General features: G+C 60.5%; 15 protein-coding genes. 10 read left to right on the top strand and 5 right to left on the bottom strand.

The features are described 5' to 3' along the window. Nucleotides 1-13 precede the first annotated feature (13 nt). Complete coding sequence (locus K3556_RS11960) at nucleotides 14-544, top strand: hypothetical protein (protein WP_260517004.1); 531 nt, start codon at nucleotides 14-16, stop codon at nucleotides 542-544. Next, nucleotides 541-1,956, top strand: coding sequence for a 3'-5' exonuclease (locus tag K3556_RS11955; RefSeq protein ID WP_312847261.1), 1,416 nt, complete (start codon nucleotides 541-543; stop codon nucleotides 1,954-1,956). The genes K3556_RS11960 and K3556_RS11955 overlap by 4 nt, the downstream gene beginning before the upstream one ends. Nucleotides 1,957-1,971: 15 nt before the next feature. Here K3556_RS11955 and K3556_RS11950 read toward each other — a convergent pair whose 3' ends face one another. Next, the gene (locus K3556_RS11950; protein ID WP_260517003.1) at nucleotides 1,972-2,742 is read right to left on the bottom strand and encodes an amino acid ABC transporter permease; all 771 of its coding nucleotides are present in this window, start codon (nucleotides 2,740-2,742) and stop codon (nucleotides 1,972-1,974) included. Nucleotides 2,743-2,753: 11 nt separating this feature from the next. Beyond that, complete coding sequence (locus K3556_RS11945) at nucleotides 2,754-3,455, bottom strand: amino acid ABC transporter ATP-binding protein (RefSeq protein ID WP_260519248.1); 702 nt, start codon at nucleotides 3,453-3,455, stop codon at nucleotides 2,754-2,756. A gap of 155 nt (nucleotides 3,456-3,610) precedes the next feature. Here K3556_RS11945 and K3556_RS11940 point away from each other — a divergent pair, with 155 nt between their 5' ends. Beyond that, nucleotides 3,611-4,384, top strand: a complete 774-nt coding sequence (locus K3556_RS11940; protein ID WP_260517002.1) for a transporter substrate-binding domain-containing protein — start codon at nucleotides 3,611-3,613, stop codon at nucleotides 4,382-4,384. Nucleotides 4,385-4,440: 56 nt separating this feature from the next. On the opposite strand, the gene K3556_RS11935 is transcribed toward K3556_RS11940, so the two are convergent. Next, a complete protein-coding gene (locus K3556_RS11935; protein WP_260517001.1) occupies nucleotides 4,441-5,562 on the bottom strand; it encodes a class I SAM-dependent RNA methyltransferase in 1,122 nt (373 codons plus the stop codon). Between the two features lie 106 nt (nucleotides 5,563-5,668). On the opposite strand from K3556_RS11935, the gene K3556_RS11930 reads away from it, so the two are divergent. Then, nucleotides 5,669-6,697, top strand: coding sequence for a trans-3-hydroxy-L-proline dehydratase (locus K3556_RS11930; RefSeq protein WP_260517000.1), 1,029 nt, complete (start codon nucleotides 5,669-5,671; stop codon nucleotides 6,695-6,697). A 7-nt stretch (nucleotides 6,698-6,704) separates the two neighbouring features. On the opposite strand, the gene K3556_RS11925 is transcribed toward K3556_RS11930, so the two are convergent. After that, nucleotides 6,705-7,268 carry a DUF1285 domain-containing protein gene (locus K3556_RS11925; RefSeq protein WP_260519247.1) on the bottom strand — a complete coding sequence of 188 codons (564 nt, stop codon included), beginning with the start codon at nucleotides 7,266-7,268 and terminating at the stop codon, nucleotides 6,705-6,707. A gap of 116 nt (nucleotides 7,269-7,384) precedes the next feature. Here K3556_RS11925 and K3556_RS11920 point away from each other — a divergent pair, with 116 nt between their 5' ends. The 4 genes from K3556_RS11920 to K3556_RS11905 are packed head-to-tail and all read left to right on the top strand — an operon-like array spanning nucleotide 7,385 to nucleotide 14,101. Further along, nucleotides 7,385-8,389: an AAA family ATPase gene (locus K3556_RS11920; RefSeq protein ID WP_260516999.1), complete on the top strand. Its 1,005-nt coding sequence runs from the start codon at nucleotides 7,385-7,387 to the stop codon at nucleotides 8,387-8,389. Next, a complete protein-coding gene (locus tag K3556_RS11915) occupies nucleotides 8,386-9,243 on the top strand; it encodes a DUF58 domain-containing protein (protein ID WP_260516998.1) in 858 nt (285 codons plus the stop codon). The genes K3556_RS11920 and K3556_RS11915 overlap by 4 nt, the downstream gene beginning before the upstream one ends. Continuing rightward, nucleotides 9,240-12,017 (top strand): DUF4159 domain-containing protein, encoded by a 2,778-nt coding sequence (locus K3556_RS11910; RefSeq protein WP_260516997.1) that lies wholly within the window; start codon nucleotides 9,240-9,242, stop codon nucleotides 12,015-12,017. The genes K3556_RS11915 and K3556_RS11910 overlap by 4 nt, the downstream gene beginning before the upstream one ends. Then, entirely contained in the window at nucleotides 12,014-14,101 is a 2,088-nt protein-coding gene (locus tag K3556_RS11905) for a hypothetical protein (protein WP_260516996.1), read from the top strand. Before K3556_RS11910 ends, K3556_RS11905 begins: the two co-directional genes overlap by 4 nt. Nucleotides 14,102-14,109: 8 nt before the next feature. Here K3556_RS11905 and K3556_RS11900 read toward each other — a convergent pair whose 3' ends face one another. Next, nucleotides 14,110-14,811 (bottom strand): DUF599 domain-containing protein, encoded by a 702-nt coding sequence (locus tag K3556_RS11900; RefSeq protein WP_260516995.1) that lies wholly within the window; start codon nucleotides 14,809-14,811, stop codon nucleotides 14,110-14,112. An 88-nt stretch (nucleotides 14,812-14,899) separates the two neighbouring features. Here K3556_RS11900 and K3556_RS11895 point away from each other — a divergent pair, with 88 nt between their 5' ends. Both K3556_RS11895 and glcE read left to right on the top strand, forming a co-directional pair. Next, the gene (locus K3556_RS11895) at nucleotides 14,900-16,333 is read left to right on the top strand and encodes an FAD-linked oxidase C-terminal domain-containing protein (RefSeq protein WP_260516994.1); all 1,434 of its coding nucleotides are present in this window, start codon (nucleotides 14,900-14,902) and stop codon (nucleotides 16,331-16,333) included. Continuing rightward, nucleotides 16,330-17,454: a glycolate oxidase subunit GlcE gene (gene glcE, locus K3556_RS11890; RefSeq protein WP_260516993.1), complete on the top strand. Its 1,125-nt coding sequence runs from the start codon at nucleotides 16,330-16,332 to the stop codon at nucleotides 17,452-17,454. Before K3556_RS11895 ends, glcE begins: the two co-directional genes overlap by 4 nt. Nucleotide 17,455 lies beyond the last annotated feature (1 nt).

The following is a 17,455-nucleotide window of genomic DNA, read 5'->3' as shown; positions in this document are numbered from 1 at the left end:
GGAAGGAAACTGAATGTTTTACGAGATGGTCGCCACTTTGGTTTCAGCCTTTGCCGGGGCTGGTATTGTTCTGATTTTGAACAAGATATCCGGTGGAAGGCTACCTAAATGGGCGATGCCGGTTGGTGCGGCACTTGCGATGGTTAGCACGACCGTTGCCAATGAATATGCTTGGTATGACCGAACGAAGAATATTTTGCCCGAAGGCATGACCGTAGTGATGGAGGTCGAGAACAACTCGATGTATCGCCCCTGGACCTATGCCGTGCCATTTGTGGAGCGTTTCGCCGCCCTTGATGAGCAGTCCTTGCGCACCCATCAGGCTCAGCCCGATCTGCGCATGGTCGAACTGCTGTTCATGGGGCGTTGGTCCGCGCCAGAGAAGATGGTTGTTCTTGGCGATTGTGCCGCGGGCAAGCGCGCGCCCCTGATCGACGCGGTAGAGCTTGACACCTCGGGCGAGATCTCGGGCATCGACTGGGTAAAGGTGCCCGCCGATGACCCCATCCTTTCTGCGATCTGCAAACTTGAGGTGACATCATGAAAATCCTGACCACCCTGTCGTTACGCCTGCGAATTTTTCTGTTTTTCGTGCTGTTGGCTGTTTCCGGGGTGGGTTTGGTGATGGCGGCATTGTTGATCGGCTATGCGCGCGCCAGCAGCGCGGGCATCGAGTCCGGTTTTGTGTTTGCAGCCGTTCTGTCTGGTTTCGGACTAATGGCGCTTTGTGCTGGGGTCTGGTTCTTGTTTGATGAAAATGTAGCCCGCCCGATCGAACGGTTGGCCAGCGGGCTAAGGACCCGGGCCCATGCCGGCACGGGCGGCGTTGATAAACACGCCGCGCGTTATCTTGGCGATCTTGCCCCGGCGGCGGAAGCGGTCTCGGAACAGTTGATGAGATCGACCATGGATCAGGCCAGCATCGTGGCCTCTGAGACGGCGCGGTTAACCGCAGACAAGGCCCGGCTGACGGCGCTATTATCCGAGATCCCGGTCGCGATGGTGTTGGTCAACCCGGCCCACCAGATCGTGCTTTATGATACGCAGGCGGCAGGGGTGCTGTCGCAGGTCTGCCCGGCGCGTTTGAATGCCTCAATCTTTGACTATTTTCAAAAAGGCCCGTTCCTTGCGGCCTATGAAAAGATGGTCTCGTCGGGGCTTGAGCAGAGCTTCACCGATCTCGCCGCTGCAAACGGGTTGGAGTTTGACGCCCGCCTGAAACCGCTCGGTCCTGGTGAAGGCTATCTTGTGATCATCGACGAGGCGCACGCCAACATTGCCCCCGACCAAAGCCGACCTGTGGTCTTCGATTTCGATTTGATGGAGGGGCAGGCCACCGAAAACCTCATGGATATGCGCCTGAAAGACCTGACATACGTCGTGTTCGACACCGAGACGACCGGTCTTTTGCCGCATAAGGACGAGGTGGTACAGATTGGCGCAGTGCGGGTGGTGAAAGAAAAAATTGTTCCCGGCGAGACGATCAATCAACTGGTTGACCCGGAGATGAAAATCCCGCCTGCGTCTACCAAAGTGCATGGCGTCAGCGATGCCATGGTGACCGGTCAACCGACAATCAAGGTGGCTGGAAAACACCTGCATAATTTCGCACGCGGTTCGGTACTGGTGGCGCATAACGCACCGTTCGACATGGCGTTTCTGCGCCGCCATGCCGAAGCCTGTGGCGTTGATTGGACCAATCCCATCCTAGATACGGTGCTGCTGTCGGCGGTGTTGTTTGGCACCACCGAGGTTCACACGCTGGATGCGTTATGTGACCGGTTGGGCGTGACCATCCCGCCAGAACTGCGGCACACCGCCTTGGGGGACGCGCACGCCACAGCCGAAGTTCTGTGCAAAATGCTAGCTATGCTGCATTCGCGCGGGGTTGAAACGTTGGCTGGCGCGATTGCCGAAGCCAAGAAACACAAGCGCCTGTTGGAAGACCTGAACTAGCGACCCGTTGGTCGCTTATCGGCTTTCATCCGCATTCATCTTGCGTTCCAGCCACCGCACCCCGGCTGAGATGATCAGGACCAGCACCAGATACTCAAGGATCAGCAGCGTATAGATTTCCAGCGGCCTGTATTCGGTGACGACCAGTTCGTTGGCGCGACGGGTCAATTCCTCCATCCCGATCACGGACGCGAAGGCGGACATTTTCACAATATAGATGAATTGGTTGGCCAGTGGCGGCAAGATGCGCCGCACCGCTTGTGGCAGGATGACATAGCGCATCGCCTGCGCGCGGGTCAGACCGATGGTCTGGGCGGCCTCGGCCTGCCCACGCGGGACAGCTTGAATACCTGACCGGAAAATCTCGGCAGTGAAGGCGCTGTCGGACAGCGCCAGAGTGATCACCGCGCCCCAGAACGGGTCGATGTTCAAACTGATACCCATCGAACGCAAGACGACCGGCAAGCCATAGAACACCCAAAACAGCATTGGCAGCAGGGGAATCGCGCGGATGAATTCGACATAGATACGGTTGGGCAGGCGCAACCAGCGGCTTTTGGCAAAAGCGGGCAGGGCGACAAGCAGACCGATGATGATCGACGCAATTGCCGCCAACACCGAGATTTGGATGGTTGATGAAAACCCACGCAACAGGAATTTCACATTGGTCCAACCGGCCTGTGTGGACGGGTCAATCACATACCAGCCCCACGTGCCTGGCGGGGCCGAACAGGCTGCCAGTGCACACAGGGAAAAGAGCGCAAGGGAGAGGCGGAAATTGGTCATCGTCACACCCTTTAATGCTTCAGAATTTTGTCAAGGAACTGGGCAAAACGGGTCGACTTCGGGGCCGTAAACACAGCCTCTGGCGTGCCAATCTCGACAACCTCGCCAGCGTCCATAAAGGCGATGCGGTCCGCCACGCGACGGGCAAAGCCCATTTCATGGGTCACGCAGATCATCGTCATGCCGTCGCGAGCCAGATCCTCCATCACGTCCAGCACCTCGGCGATCATTTCCGGGTCCAGCGCCGATGTCGGTTCGTCAAACAGCATCAGTTTGGGTTCCATGCACAGCGACCGGGCGATGGCGACGCGCTGTTGTTGCCCGCCCGACAGTTGACCGGGTCGCTTATCCGCCTGTTCGGGGATACGCACCCGTTCCAAATACCCCATGGCACGGTCGCGGGCGTCGCTTCGCGAAAGACCGAGGGCGCGCATCGGGCCAAGCGTCAGATTGTCCAGAACGCTAAGGTGCGGGAATAGATTAAACTGTTGAAAAACCATTCCAATATCGCCCCGCCCTTGGGCATCGACGGGCTGATTATAGACACGGATAGAGCCTTTTTGGTGTGTCTCCAGTCCCGCTAGCAGGCGGACAACCGTGGATTTTCCAGACCCGGATGGTCCACAGATCACAAGCTTCTCACCATGGTCAACGGTCAGCGAGATATCCCGCAACACCTGAAAATCATCATACCACTTGCTGACGGCGTCCATCGTGATCGCGGGCTTGGTCTGATCAATGTTCTTCACTTGTTCTTTCGCCCGCGATCTGTTCAACTGATTGTGAGCGGCAAGTCCAAGTGCCGCCGCTAAACGTATGGTATATGGATAAACTGAGAAATTTATAACCACCAAAAGGACACCGCGCGATGAACTTTCTGAGAACTCTGGGGGCCGGGCTGCTGGCGATGACGATGCTGGCAGGCGGGGCGCAGGCCCAATCGGCCCTGAATGATATTCTTTCGGGTGGCGTCCTGAAAGTGGGCACGACGGGCGACTGGAACCCGATGTCGATGAAGGACCCGGCGACCGACGGCTATCGTGGCTTTGATATCGACATTATGACCGAATTGGCCAAAGACCTCGAAGTCGAGCTTGAGTTCGTCCCGACCGACTGGAAAACGCTGGTGAACGGGATTGTGGCTGGCAAGTATCACATGACGGGCTCTGCCTCCATCTCGCCGTCGCGAATGAAAGTGGCGGGGTATTCAGAGCCGTATATCTCGGTTCAGATCCTGCCCTTTACGACCTCAGACAAGGTTGCGAACTATGATGGCTGGGATGCGATCAATAAACCCGACGTGAAAGTCGCAACGACCCTTGGAACATCGTTTGAGAAGATGGTCCGCGACTGGTTCCCGGATGCCGATATCAAAGTGGTCGAAGCGCCCGCACGCGGCTATCAGGAAGTGCTGGCAGGACGTGCCGATGTGTTCATAACGTCGAATATCGAAGGCGCGACACTGACCGAGAAATTCCCGCAAGTGACTGCTGTCTCGGTGGATGCTCCGCGCGCGCCGACCCCGATTGCGATGTTGTTGCCGCAAGCCGATCAGGTTTGGATCAATTATGTAAACAGCTGGGTGAAGGTGAAGAAAGAACAAGGGTTCTTTACGGAAACCGCCGCCAAATGGGGTCTTTGATCCTACCCACATGGTCAACAAAGGCCGGGCGAAGCGTCCGGCCTTTTTCTTTTGCGTTATGGCAGTTTAGCGGTCTGATAAAGCTTCACTTTGGTGCCGCCATGATCGATCGGCGGCCCCGGCGGCAAGAAGGGCAGGCCTGTCGCCTTAGCCAATCCACCGTCGCTGGTGATGATCCCGACGCGCCACCCCGAGAACCGCTCCAACAACACCTTGCCCAGCGTTCCATATAGCGCGAACAGCAGCTTCTTGTTGCCAATCCGTCCCCCATAAGGCGGGTTCACGATGACCAGACCAGCGGGCGCATCTGGGCGTTGAAGGTCGCTGATCGACCCTTCAGTGAATTGGGTCAGCGACGCAATGCCAGCCGCTTCGGCGTTTTGCTGGCTGTTGGCGATTGCGCCTGCGTTTCGGTCAGATCCAAAGAACCGGGGTCGGTCTGACGGAACCTCTACACCCGTTGTTGCTTTCATCGCTGCGAAAGCGTCGGGGTCAAAGCTCGCCAAACTCTCAAACGCAAAGCGGCGCGCACGTCCGGGCAGAAGCCCTACGGCCATTTCAGCGGCTTCGATCACGAATGTGCCCGATCCACACATCGGGTCCAGCACGGGGTCTTGACCGTCATAGCCTGCCGCCTTCAGAAAAAGTGCCGCGAGCGTTTCGCGCATCGGCGCCTTACCCGTGGCCGTCTTGTAGCCGCGCTTGTGCAGGCTTTCGCCCGACGTATCCAGACTGATCGTCACAAGATTGTCGTCGATCCGCACTTTCAAAACCAGGGCGGCCTCTTTCGAGATGGTCGCACCAAGTTCCAGTGCGATGGCCTTTTCGACCCGCTCGGCGGCGGCTTTGTGGTGATAAATCTTCGACCGTTTGCACACGGCTTCGACCCGCACAGGCATATCTTTGCGCAGGAAGTCCCCCCATGGAAACTTGCGGGCGCGTTTGTCCAGCTGTGCCAGATGAAACGCCCGAAAACTGCCCAAGCGCACCAACACACGGGTGGCCCCGCGCAGGGTCAGGTTGGCCCGCCAAACCTCGTCCCAGCCGCCGCGCGTCGTGACGCCGCCGGGGCTGGCCGTTGGTGTCGAAAACCCTGCGGCGCGGGCTTCTTCGGCCAAGACGGGTTCCAGACCCGGCGGGGCGACAAGGAAGATTTCGAATGAGTCAGTGCTGGTCATGGCCTCCCATAGCCCATCGCATCCGGCACGGCGAGGTGAATTCTGCTTGTGTGATGACAGAACAGCAAGAACAGTGGTGGGATCAATGCCTGGGAAAGGGTCCAAGATGCGCAGCACAAAAACCATACACGTCGTATCCTGCCACGCGGAAGGCGAGGTCGGCGATGTGATTGTTGGTGGCGTTACCCCACCACCCGGGGACACGATCTGGGAACAAAGCCGCTTCATCGCCAGGGACCAGACCTTGCGAAATTTCGTGCTGAACGAACCGCGCGGTGGCGTCTTTCGGCACGTGAATTTGCTGGTCCCGCCCAAGCATCCAGAGGCCGATGCAGCCTTCATCATCATGGAGCCCGAGGACACGCCGCCGATGTCCGGGTCAAACTCCATCTGTGTGGCGACCGTGCTGCTGGACAGCGGGATCATCCCGATGACAGAGCCTGTGACCGAGATGGTGCTTGAGGCACCGGGTGGGCTGGTGCGGGTGCGTGCCGACTGCAAAGACGGAAAAGCTGAACGCATTACAGTCGAGAACGTCGCCAGCTTCGCGGACGAACTGGACGTGAAACTGCACATTGACGGGGTGGGCTCGCTTGTCGTCGACACGGCCTATGGCGGCGATAGCTTTGTTATCGTGGACGCGCAGAAACTGGGCTTTGAAATCCGCGAAGACGAAGCCGCGGATATTGCGCGCCTGGGCGTTAAAATCACCAATGCCGCGAATGAACAGCTGGGATTTACCCACCCAGAGAATGCCGATTGGGATCACATCTCGTTTTGCCTTTTCGCAGGGCCACTTGCGCGAAAGAACGGTGCGCTCAGGGCGCGGGCTGCTGTGGCTATTCAACCGGGCAAGGTCGACCGATCCCCCACAGGCACGGCGCTGTCCGCGCGTATGGCGGTGTTGGTGGCGCGCGGGGAAATGGCGCTGGGTGACAGCCTTGTGGCCACATCCATTATTGGATCTGAGTTCACGGGAAAAGTTGTGCGCTGCGCCAAGGTCGGCGCCAAGCCCGCCATCGTTCCTTCCGTATCTGGGCGCGGCTGGATCACTGGCACGCACCAACACATGTTGGACCCGTCAGATCCGTGGCCCGAGGGATACAAGCTCAAGGATACGTGGGGCGCATCCTGATCGTCTGCTAAACATCCAGTTCAACGGACGGGATGATCGGGAAAAACGTGCCGCCCGACCACAGACCGAACCAGCTTTCGCCATCCTGATCTTCATGGGCGCCAAGCTCTATCAGGCGATAGAAGCTCTTGCGGTCAATCAGCGCTTCAAGGTTTGTGCGCACCAGCACATAGGGGGACGGCTCTCCGGTTTCGGGGTCGCGCACCACACGGATCGGGGCCGCTGGGCCAGCGATAGTTTCATCACCCACATGGGTCACAAAGGTCAGCACCTGATCGCGGCCAACACCAGTGGCCTCAAAATCGATCGCGACGAAGGGCGCGTCATCAACCGTGATCCCGACCTTCTCGACCGGGGTGACAAGGAAATAATCGTCGCCGTCCTTGCGAATGATCGACGAAAACAGCTTCACCAACTCGTGTCGCCCTATTGGGGTTCCAAGGTAAAACCAAGTCCCGTCCCGTGCGATCCGCATGTCCAGATCCCCGCAGAACGGTGGGTTCCACAGATGCACGGGTGGCGGGCCTTTCTTGCCTGCTTTACGTGCAGCTGCGGCCAATGCCTCGGTCATGTTTCCGCCGACAACAGCTTTTTCCGGCGATTTCCCGTCACTTGGCGCTTTTGTCATTTGTTCCCCCGACGCGTTTGGCCTTTAATGAAATGTAATAGCGGAGCGGAGGAATATCCATGACCAACGAAGCCCTTTTGGATGAGATTGAAGCCCTTGGGGGCACGCTCGCCCGCGCAAAAGAGGTAATTGCACGCCGGATCATCGGCCAAGATCAAGTGGTTGACCTGACCCTGTCGGCACTGCTGGCGGGCGGGCATGCGCTGTTGATCGGCCTGCCGGGCTTGGGAAAGACTCGGCTTGTGGAAACCCTGTCCACCGTGATGGGGCTGCGCGAAGGGCGCATTCAGTTCACGCCGGACCTGATGCCATCGGATATTCTGGGGGCAGAGGTGTTGGAAGAAAGCGCGGATGGCGCGCGGTCATTCCGGTTCCTGAAAGGTCCGATCTTTTGCCAATTGCTGTTGGCAGATGAAATTAACCGTGCCAGCCCCCGCACCCAATCCGCGCTTTTGCAAGCCATGCAAGAACATCAGGTGTCAGTCGCCGGGCAAACCCATGATCTGGGAGCGCCGTTTCACGTATTGGCCACGCAAAACCCATTGGAGCAGGAAGGCACCTATCCGTTGCCCGAGGCACAGCTGGACCGGTTTTTGCTGCAAATTGATGTGGAATACCCTGACCGGGACGCGGAGCGAGACATCCTGCTGGCCACGACGGGCACCGAAGACGCGCAAGCCGAGCCGGTTTTTACCGGCGCAGACTTGATCGCGGCACAGAAGCTTTTGCGGCGGATGCCGGTGGGGGATGGTGTGGTCAATGCGATACTTGATCTTGTTCGGGCCAGCCGTCCTGACGATGATACCGCCCCGCAGATCGTGCGCGACACGGTCAGTTGGGGGCCGGGACCGCGGGCCGCGCAAGCCTTGATGCTGTTGACGCGGGCGCGTGCGCTGATCGACGGTCGGCTGGCACCCGGTATCGACGACGTGCGGGCCCTGGCGCGTCCGGTGCTTAGCCATCGTATGGCGCTGAGTTATGGGGCGCGGGCTGCGGGTCACAATCTGGCCGATGTCATTGATGTTGTGGTGGAGCAGACCACAAGACCTGCGGCTGCGGCGTGACCCCCAACCCAACATTGCGCACCCGTGCGGAAGCTCTGGCCGAGCGACTGCCGCCGCTTCTGGCGCAAGCGCGCCATTTGGCGGCAAGCGTCGAGTTGGGGGAGCATGGGCGCCGCAGGCCGGGGCAGGGGGATGCGTTTTGGCAGTTTCGCCCGGCCCAACCCGGTGATCCCGCACACCGTATCGATTGGCGCCGGTCTGCCCGGTCGGATCACCACTATGTGCAGGAAAAGGAATGGCAGGCGGCGCAAAGCGTTCTGTTTTGGGTTGACCCGTCGCCGTCGATGGAGTTTTCGTCCTCGTCAGATGTGCCCGAGAAGGGCGCATTGGCGCGCTTGATCGCGATGGCGCTGGCGACGCTGCTGGTGCGTGGCGGGGAACGGGTCGGCCTTGCCAACAGTGCGGCCCCAGCCGGACGGGGCGAGCTGGCTTTATCGCGCATGGCGTCAGAGTTAATGGAGCCGCAAACCACAGGCTTTTCGGATCTGCCCGGTCGGTCCCGCGCGGTCTTCCTGTCCGACTTTTTGGGCGATACGGCCGCGGTCGCACGCGCGGTAACACAAGCAGCCGACCGCGGCGTCACGGGTGTTCTGTTTCAGATGCTAGATCCGGTGGAAGAAGGGTTTCCGTTCCACGGTCGGATGATTTTCGAAGACATGAGCGGCCGGCTGGAACATGACACCCGCGAGGCGCATGATTTACGTGACAGGTATCTGGACCGACTGAAAACTCGCAAGGCCGAATTATCCGATCTGGCGCGGCGCACCGGCTGGCAGTTCCACACTCACCACAGCGGCGAAGCTGATAGCGCAGCCCTTCTGTGGCTTTACCACGCGATCGAGGGGCACAGATGATATTGGGTCTTCCCATCGCGTTCACGACCCCTTGGCTGCTGGCAGCCCTTGCGGCCCTGCCGGTTCTGTGGTGGCTGCTTCGCGCCGTGCCGCCCGCGCCAATTCGCCGACGTTTTCCCGCGGTCACGCTGCTTTTGGGGCTTGAGGATCGTGATGCGGAAAGTGATCGCACACCGTGGTGGCTGCTGGTGTTGCGCTTATTGGCGGTTGCGACGCTGATCCTCGGATTTGCGGGACCGGTTTTGAACCCGGATGACCGTCAGGCCGGGCGCGGTCCTTTGCTTGTGTTTGTTGACGCGCACTGGGCAGCGGCGTCTGACTGGCCGCAGCGGATCGCGGCCATCGCAGATCAGCTTGATGATGCCGCACAGGCAGGTCGCACAGTTGCAATCACCCTGTCGCATGAAGTGACCGAGGCCGCTAGCCTTGCGCCACAATGGCTCAGTGCCGGGGATTGGCGTGCGCGCTTGCCGAGCCTCTCGCCAGTGCCATGGGACGGGCCGTATGCAGCGGCATCCGCATGGGTTGCAAACCTGCAATCGACCGACACGGTTTGGCTTTCCGATGGATTGGCCCGCAAAGGGCGCAGCGATCTTCTGGCTGCGTTTGAGGCAAAGGGCACAGTGGATGTTTTGCAGCCCTCGGCCCCTCGTTTTGGCCTGTTACCTGCCGAAGCCAAGGATGGCGCACTGGTGTTGCAAGCGCTGCGCAGCGGGGCGGCATCAGCGTCCGAGCTTGTGGTGCAGGGTGTCGGTCCCGATCCGACCGGGGTCGAGCGGGTGCTTGTCACATCCCCCCTGACATTTGCGGCAGGATCCGCGCGCGCCGAAGCGCAAATGGCGTTGCCGCCTGAACTGCGCAACCGTATCACACGGTTTCAGCTGGCAGATCAGCGCGCCGCCGGGTCGGTGACGCTGGCTGATGACAGTTTGCGCCGTCGGCGTGTGGCGCTTTTGACCGGCACGCAATCGCGTGAAGGACTGGAGCTGCTGTCACCGCTGCATTACCTGCGCGAAGCATTGGTGCCGTCCGCCGAAGTGATCGAAAGCGAGGCGATCACGACACTGGTCGAAGCTGGACCAGAGGTTTTGATCCTGCCCGACGTGCCAAGTATTGCCGAGCCCGATCAGAAAGCACTGGCCGCTTGGGTGGCAAAGGGCGGGCTTCTTTTGCGGTTCGCCGGACCGCGACTGGCAGCTGCCGACACCGGGCGCGGGGTGGAAGATATCCTGCTTCCCGTGCGCCTGCGATCGGGCGGACGGGTGGTTGGCGGCGCGATGAGCTGGGGTGCCCCGCGCGCGTTGGCACCATTCCCTGAAACCTCGCCTTTCTTTGGGCTGCGCGTGCCCGAAGATGTGCTAGTGCGCGCGCAAATTCTGGCCGAACCCGGACCCGATCTGGCCCAACGCACCATGGCGTCGCTGGCGGATGGCACGCCGCTGGTCACACGAAAAACGCTGGGCGATGGCCAGGTGGTCTTGTTCCATATCTCGGCCAATGCGGAATGGTCTTCGCTGGCCCTGTCAGGCCTGTTTGTCCAAATGTTGGAACGGCTCGCGGTGTCGACGCGCCCGGGGCAGGTGAAAGCCGAGACCCTTGAGGGGACGCAATGGGTGGCCGAACACCTGCTGGATCCGTTCGGTCGGCTAGCCTCTGCTGGCGCGCGGGCTGGCGTTGAGGGACCTGCTTTGCTGAACGGCGCGCGCGCTGAGGTGCCGCCGGGTTTGTACGTGGATGGGGATCGGGTGTTGGCCGTCAACACGCTGGCCGCTGACGCGCAGATGTCGCCTGCGATCTGGCCCGCCCGTATCGTGCCAAGATGGCAGGATCGCAGTGCGACCCGGTCTCTTGCACCCTATCTGTTGGCCGGGGCATTGCTGCTAGGCTTACTGGATATTCTGGCAAGCCTCCTGATTTCTGGCAGGCTTTGGGGTGGGCGATCCGTCAAGCGCGTTGGCCAAGTTGGCGCTGTGATTGCGCTCGCGATGCTGTGTGCGCCACTTGACGGCGCGGCGCAGGACGCGGCCACACCAGATGACATCATAGCAGCGGCCAGCACGGTGACGCTGGCGCATGTCCTGACCGGAGATCGGGCGACGGATGAGGTGGCAAATGCCGGGTTGATGGGGCTGTCAGACCAGCTTTTCACCCGCACATCGGTCGAGCCAGCGCCGCCAGTTGGACTTGATATCGAAAACGACGACTTGTCGGTCTATCCCTTTCTGTACTGGCCTATTACGGAAACGGCCCGCCAACCCAGCCCCGCGGCATATGCACGGCTGAAAGGCTATCTTGCGGCGGGCGGTTTCATCCTTTTCGACACACGCGACGCGGGTTTTGGCGGCGAAAGTGCTGCGGCTCAGCGGTTGCGCGCAATTGCGCTGCCGCTGGGGTTGCCACCCTTAGAGCCTGTTCCCCTTGATCATGTCTTAACCCGCGCCTTTTATCTGTTAGAGGAGTTTCCGGGTCGCGCTCGTGGCCCTGCGTGGGTTGAAGCCGCTCCCCCTAATGCTGAGCGGGCCGAAGGGATGCCATTTCGCAACCTGAATGACGGTGTCAGCCCGGTGATCATCGGTGGCAACGATTGGTCCGGCGCGTGGGCGGTCCGTTCTGATGGCGCGGCGATGTTTCCGGTGGGACGGGGTCAGGCCGGTGAGCGGCAGCGCGAGATGGCGGTGCGGTTCGGTATCAACCTTGTGATGCATGTGCTGACCGGCAACTACAAATCCGATCAGGTGCATGTGCCCGCGCTTTTGGAAAGGCTGGGCGAATGAATGCGGCTGACCTGATATTCACCCCCGGCCTTGCGTGGCCGGTGATCGGCGGTCTCGCTGCTTTGGCAACCAGCGCACTGCTGGTGGCGCTTTGGCGCGGCCTTGCAGGTTGGGCGCTGCGGGCCTTGGCCGCGCTGGCGATTGTGATTGCGTTGGCTGGCCCCTCGCTTCAGCAAGAGGAACGCGACCCGCTTTCCGATATTTTACTGGTTGTACTGGATGACAGTGCTTCTCAAAGCCTGTCAGATCGCGCAGATCAGAACGAAGCGGCGCTTGCCGCGTTGACCGCACAGGTCGACGCCCGCGCAGGGCTTGAACTGTCGGTGCGCCGATTGTCTGAGTTTACGGATCCGGCGGCACCCGACGGCACGTATTTGATGCGTGCTATGGCAGCGTCGCTTGCCGACCTGCCGCGCGATAGGGTTGCAGGCGTGGTCGCGATCACCGACGGCGTGGTTCACGACCCGGAATTTACACCTGACCTGCCCGCGCCATTCCAGACCTTGCTGACCGGCTGGGCGGCAGATTGGGACTTGCGGCTGTCCGTCACACAAGCCCCAGCATTTGCAATTCTGGGCGAGGAGACCGAGATCCGCCTTCGGGTTGATGCGCTGGGCGCGTCCGCACCGGTCACCGATCTGGTCGAGCTGTCCGTGTCGCGCGATGGCGGGACGCCCGTCCCCCTGATCGCCGAAGTTGGGTCTGAGGTGGACCTGCGCTTTACCCTGACCCATGCGGGGCGCAATCTGATCCACGTGACCTTGCCCACGACAGAAGGGGAACTGACCGACCGCAACAACGCCGCCGTGATCGAAGTGAACGGCGTGCGCGACCGTTTGCGCGTGCTGCTTGTGTCCGGCACGCCGCATCCCGGCACTCGGACGTGGCGCAACCTGCTCAAATCTGACAGTGCGGTGGACCTTGTGCATTTCACCATCCTGCGCCCGCCGGAGAAACAGGACGGTGTGCCGGTGAACGAGCTCAGCCTGATCGCCTTTCCGACGCAGGAGCTGTTCGTGGACAAGATCGACGAATTCGACCTGATCATTTTTGACCGTTATCAGCTGAGGGGAATTTTGCCCGGCGGTTACTTGGAAAGCGTGCGGGCCTATGTTCAACGGGGCGGGGCCGTTTTGATTGCGGCTGGGCCAGCGTTGGCAGGGGCTGAAAGCATCGCGCGGTCCGGCCTGTCGGGCATCCTGCCCGCTTATCCGACGGGTCGCTTGGTCGAAGAAGCCTTTCGACCGCTGGTGAGCGACGCGGGCGCGCGCCACCCTGTAACCCGCGATCTGGAGGCGTTTGCGCCCGAAGGTGGGTGGGGGTCTTGGCTGCACCGGGTCGAGCTTGAACCAACTGGCGGGCACACAATCCTGAATGGTCCCGAAGACAGCGCGCTTTTGACTGTCGATCGCGTGGACGACGGGCGCGTGGCGCTGTTGGGTTCGGACCACGCATGGCTTTGGGCGCGGGGTTACGAGGGGGGTGGGCCGCAGCTTGAATTGTTACGCCGCCTGGCCCATTGGCTGATGCGCGAACCTGAACTTGAGGAAGAGGCGCTGTTGGCCACCGCCACCGAAACCGGCCTCGGAATTGAGCGCCGCACCATGAGTGACAGCGTGGCTGACGTGACCGTGACCAGCCCCGATGGGACCGAGACGGTTTTGACACTGGTTGAAAAGGCGCCGGGCGTGTTTGATGGCGAATTGGAGGCCTCGGACCAGGGGCTTTATCGTGTGACGCAGGATGACCTGACAACCGTTGTCGTGCGCGGGCTTGCTGCCCTGCGAGAGTTCGAACAGCCGATTGCGGATGCAAAAATGCTGATGCCGTTGGGGGCTGCCACGCGGGGCACCGTGACGCGCATTGAAGGCGGCGTGCCAGGTTTGCGTCCGGTGCGGGCGGGTCAAATTGCACATGGGCGCGGGTGGATTGGTTATACGCCGCGTGAGGCCTATGTGACCCAAGCGATCCGGGTCATCCCCCTAGCCCCGCCATGGCTAATGCTGGCGCTTGCCGCGCTGACTTTGATCGCGGCATGGCTGGTTGAGGGACGCGGAGGTGTCCGCGCGTCAAAGGCGCCTTAGGTGCGGAATTAATCGCTGTCGCTGCGCAACAACACCGTTCGCGAATGAGACGCAAATTCGCGCCGCCACAACACTGATACCGTCAAGAAGGTCGCGACGATCAGGCTGACCGGCCCCAGCAACCACGCAAGCGAACCCAATGCAAAATAGACCGAACGCAGGCCTCTGTTGAAGCTGCGGGCGGCGGTGATGTTGATCTCGCCCGCCTTGCGTGCGCGGGGCAGGGCCGTTGGATCGCTGGGATCATTGGGCACAGAGGCCATGACAACCGCGCAATAGCCAAACAGCCGGTGTGACCAGACAAATTTCAGAAAAGCATTGGCCAGAAACAGCACGACCAGCAGGATCTTGACCTCCCACACCAGTTCGGGCGCGCTGCTGAGCGTCAGGTCTTGCGCGACACCCCGCAGACGTTCCGTGTTGCCCAGCAACGCCATGCCGCCGCCAATCGCGATCATCGAAGCTGATGCAAAAAAGCTGGCCCCCTGTCGCAGTGTCGACAAAATGGCGCTGTCAAAAATTCTGGGCTCTCGCGTGACAAACTGTTCCATCCAGTCGCGCCTGTATTGCGCGACGATGCCAGAGACAGCGGGCTTTGCGGATGACGCGTTCTCGATCAACCAGCCAATCATGGCCCAGCCCAGAATGATCAAGCACACGGCCACGCCGTCCAACAGCGAAAATAAGGAAAGGCGTTCAGTCAGGGACATGGGCGCACGCTATGCGTATTCCTTTCGGTTGCCAAACGGGAAAATTGGTAATATCTTTTTACCAATTGTAGAATCTGGAGGGATTCCGATGCAAATGCCAACCCCCGATGCCGCGATCCTTGCACGCAAGGACCAGATCGTAAAACGCCTGCAATCGGTGTTGCCAAAGGGTGCGGTGGTGCACGACCCGTTCGAGACGCGCGTTTATGAATGCGACGCGCTGACGGCCTACAAATGCCCGCCACTTTGCGCGGTATTGCCTGCGACCACGGCGGAAGTCTCGGCCGTCATGCGTGTCTGTCACGAAGAAGGCGTGCCAGTTGTGCCGCGCGGGGCAGGCACATCGCTGGCAGGCGGCGCGCTTCCGACCGCCGACAGCGTGATCCTTGGGGTGGCCCGTCTTAATGATGTAATCGAAACCGACTACGCCAACCGGATCATTCGCGTGCAGTCGGGCCGCACTAATTTATCGGTCACCGGCGCGGTCGAGGAAGAGGGGTTCTTTTATGCGCCCGACCCATCCTCGCAACTGGCCTGTGCGATTGCTGGCAACATCGCGATGAATTCGGGCGGGGCGCATTGCCTGAAATACGGCGTTACCACCAACAACCTGATGGGCGTGACCATGGTCATGGCTGACGGCGAGGTGGTCGAGATCGGCGGCAGCCATCTGGATGCGGGCGGGTTGGACCTTTTGGGTCTGATCTGCGGCTCGGAAGGTCAGTTGGGCGTCGTGACCGAAGCGACCTTGCGCATTCTTGCCAAACCCGAAGGCGCGCGCCCCGTGCTTGTGGGTTTTGATTCAAACGAAGTCGCAGGCGCGTGTGTTTCTGACATCATCAAATCCGGCATCCTGCCCGTTGCGATCGAGTTCATGGATCGCCCTTGCATCCGCGCGACTGAAGCGTTTGCAGGTGCGGGATACCCTGATTGCGAGGCGCTGTTGATCATCGAGGTCGAAGGCTCGGACGCCGAGATCGACGATCAATTGTCGCGCATCGTCAAGATTGCGCGGGCCCACAATCCGGTTGAGATACGCGAAAGTACTTCGGCCGAGGAAAGCGCGAAAATCTGGCTGGGACGAAAGTCGGCCTTCGGTGCAATGGGGCAGATCAACGATTACATGTGTCTGGACGGCACGATCCCGGTGTCTGAGCTGCCCTTGGTGCTGCGGCGCATCGGCGAGATGTCGAAAGACTATGGGCTGGACGTGGGCAACGTCTTTCACGCGGGTGACGGAAACATGCACCCACTGATCCTGTTTGATGCCAACAAACCCGGCGACCTTGAGAAATGCGAAGCGTTCGGCGCGGATATTCTGAAGCTGTGCGTTGAGGTGGGCGGCTGTCTGACCGGTGAACATGGCGTTGGGGTGGAAAAAAGAGACCTAATGATTTCACAATACAACCAAAGTGATCTGGAGATCCAGTTGGCGGTGAAAGACGTGTTCGATCCGAACTGGCTTTTGAACCCGGCGAAAGTCTTTCCTTTGTCCACTACGGAAACAAGGCGCGCGTCATGACCCCGGCTACAGAAGCAGAGCTTGCCGAATTCATTGCCGCGGCGAACGGCCCCCTGCGGGTGCGTGGTGGCGGCACCCGCGACATCGGCGCCCCGGTTGACGGGGCTGACGTATCGACGACCGGTCTGAACGGCGTGTCCCTTTACGAGCCCGGGGCGCTGACGATGGTTGCCCGCGCTGGCACGTCTTTGGCCGAGATCGAAACCCTTTTGGCGTCCGAAGGTCAGCGGCTGGCGTTTGAGCCCGGCGACATGCGCGCGCTGTTAGGCACAAATGGTGCGTCGACTATTGGCGGCGTGATCGCCACGAATGCCTCTGGCCCGCGCCGCATTCAGGTTGGCGCGGCCCGCGATTTCTGTCTTGGCGTCCGCTTCGTGGATGGGCAAGGGCACGTTTTGAAAAATGGCGGGCGCGTGATGAAGAACGTGACCGGCTATGATCTGGTGAAGCTGATGACCGGAAGCTGGGGCATGCTGGGCATCCTGACCGAGGTAAGCCTGAAGGTCCTCGCCATTCCGGAAACAGAAGCGACGCTGGTCTGTGAAGGCCAATCAGCCGCAACCGCCGTGGCTTCTATGGCCGCAGCCCTTGGATCTCCCTTTGACGTGACCGGCGCGGCCCAGATGAACGGGCAGACAATGATCCGGTTAGAGGGTTTGGAACAATCTGTCGCCTATCGGGCCAAAGCGCTGCAAGACAGTGTTTTGAAGGGGTTCGATGTGGTCGAAGGTGCTGCATCTGCGGCCCTTTGGTCCGATCTGCGCGACGTTAAGCCCTTTGCGGGGAAAGACGGAGCGGTCTGGCGTATTTCCGTGAAACCATCAGACGGTCCGGCCCTTGTCCGGGAACTGGGTGCCTTGTCGCCCGACGCGATATTTGACTGGGGCGGCGGCTTGGTTTGGTTGCGCGTGGCGGACGAAGGCGACGCAGGCGCACAGATGATCCGCGAGGACCTGAGCCATATTGGAGGCCATGCCACTTTGGTGCGGGCCAGTGCCGCAACCCGCGCGTCCGTGCCAGTGTTCCACCCGGAACCGGCGCCCATCGCGAACCTGACCCAAGGCCTGCGCGCGAGATTTGACCCGCGCGGCATTCTGAACCCCGGCCTGATGGGAGCCTGAC

Origin of the sequence: Aliiroseovarius sp. M344, from assembly GCF_025140835.1 — a bacterium.
Lineage (GTDB): Bacteria > Pseudomonadota > Alphaproteobacteria > Rhodobacterales > Rhodobacteraceae > Aliiroseovarius.
The sequence above is the reverse complement of the archived record's forward strand: the minus strand, read 5'-3'. Positions and strand labels throughout refer to the sequence as shown.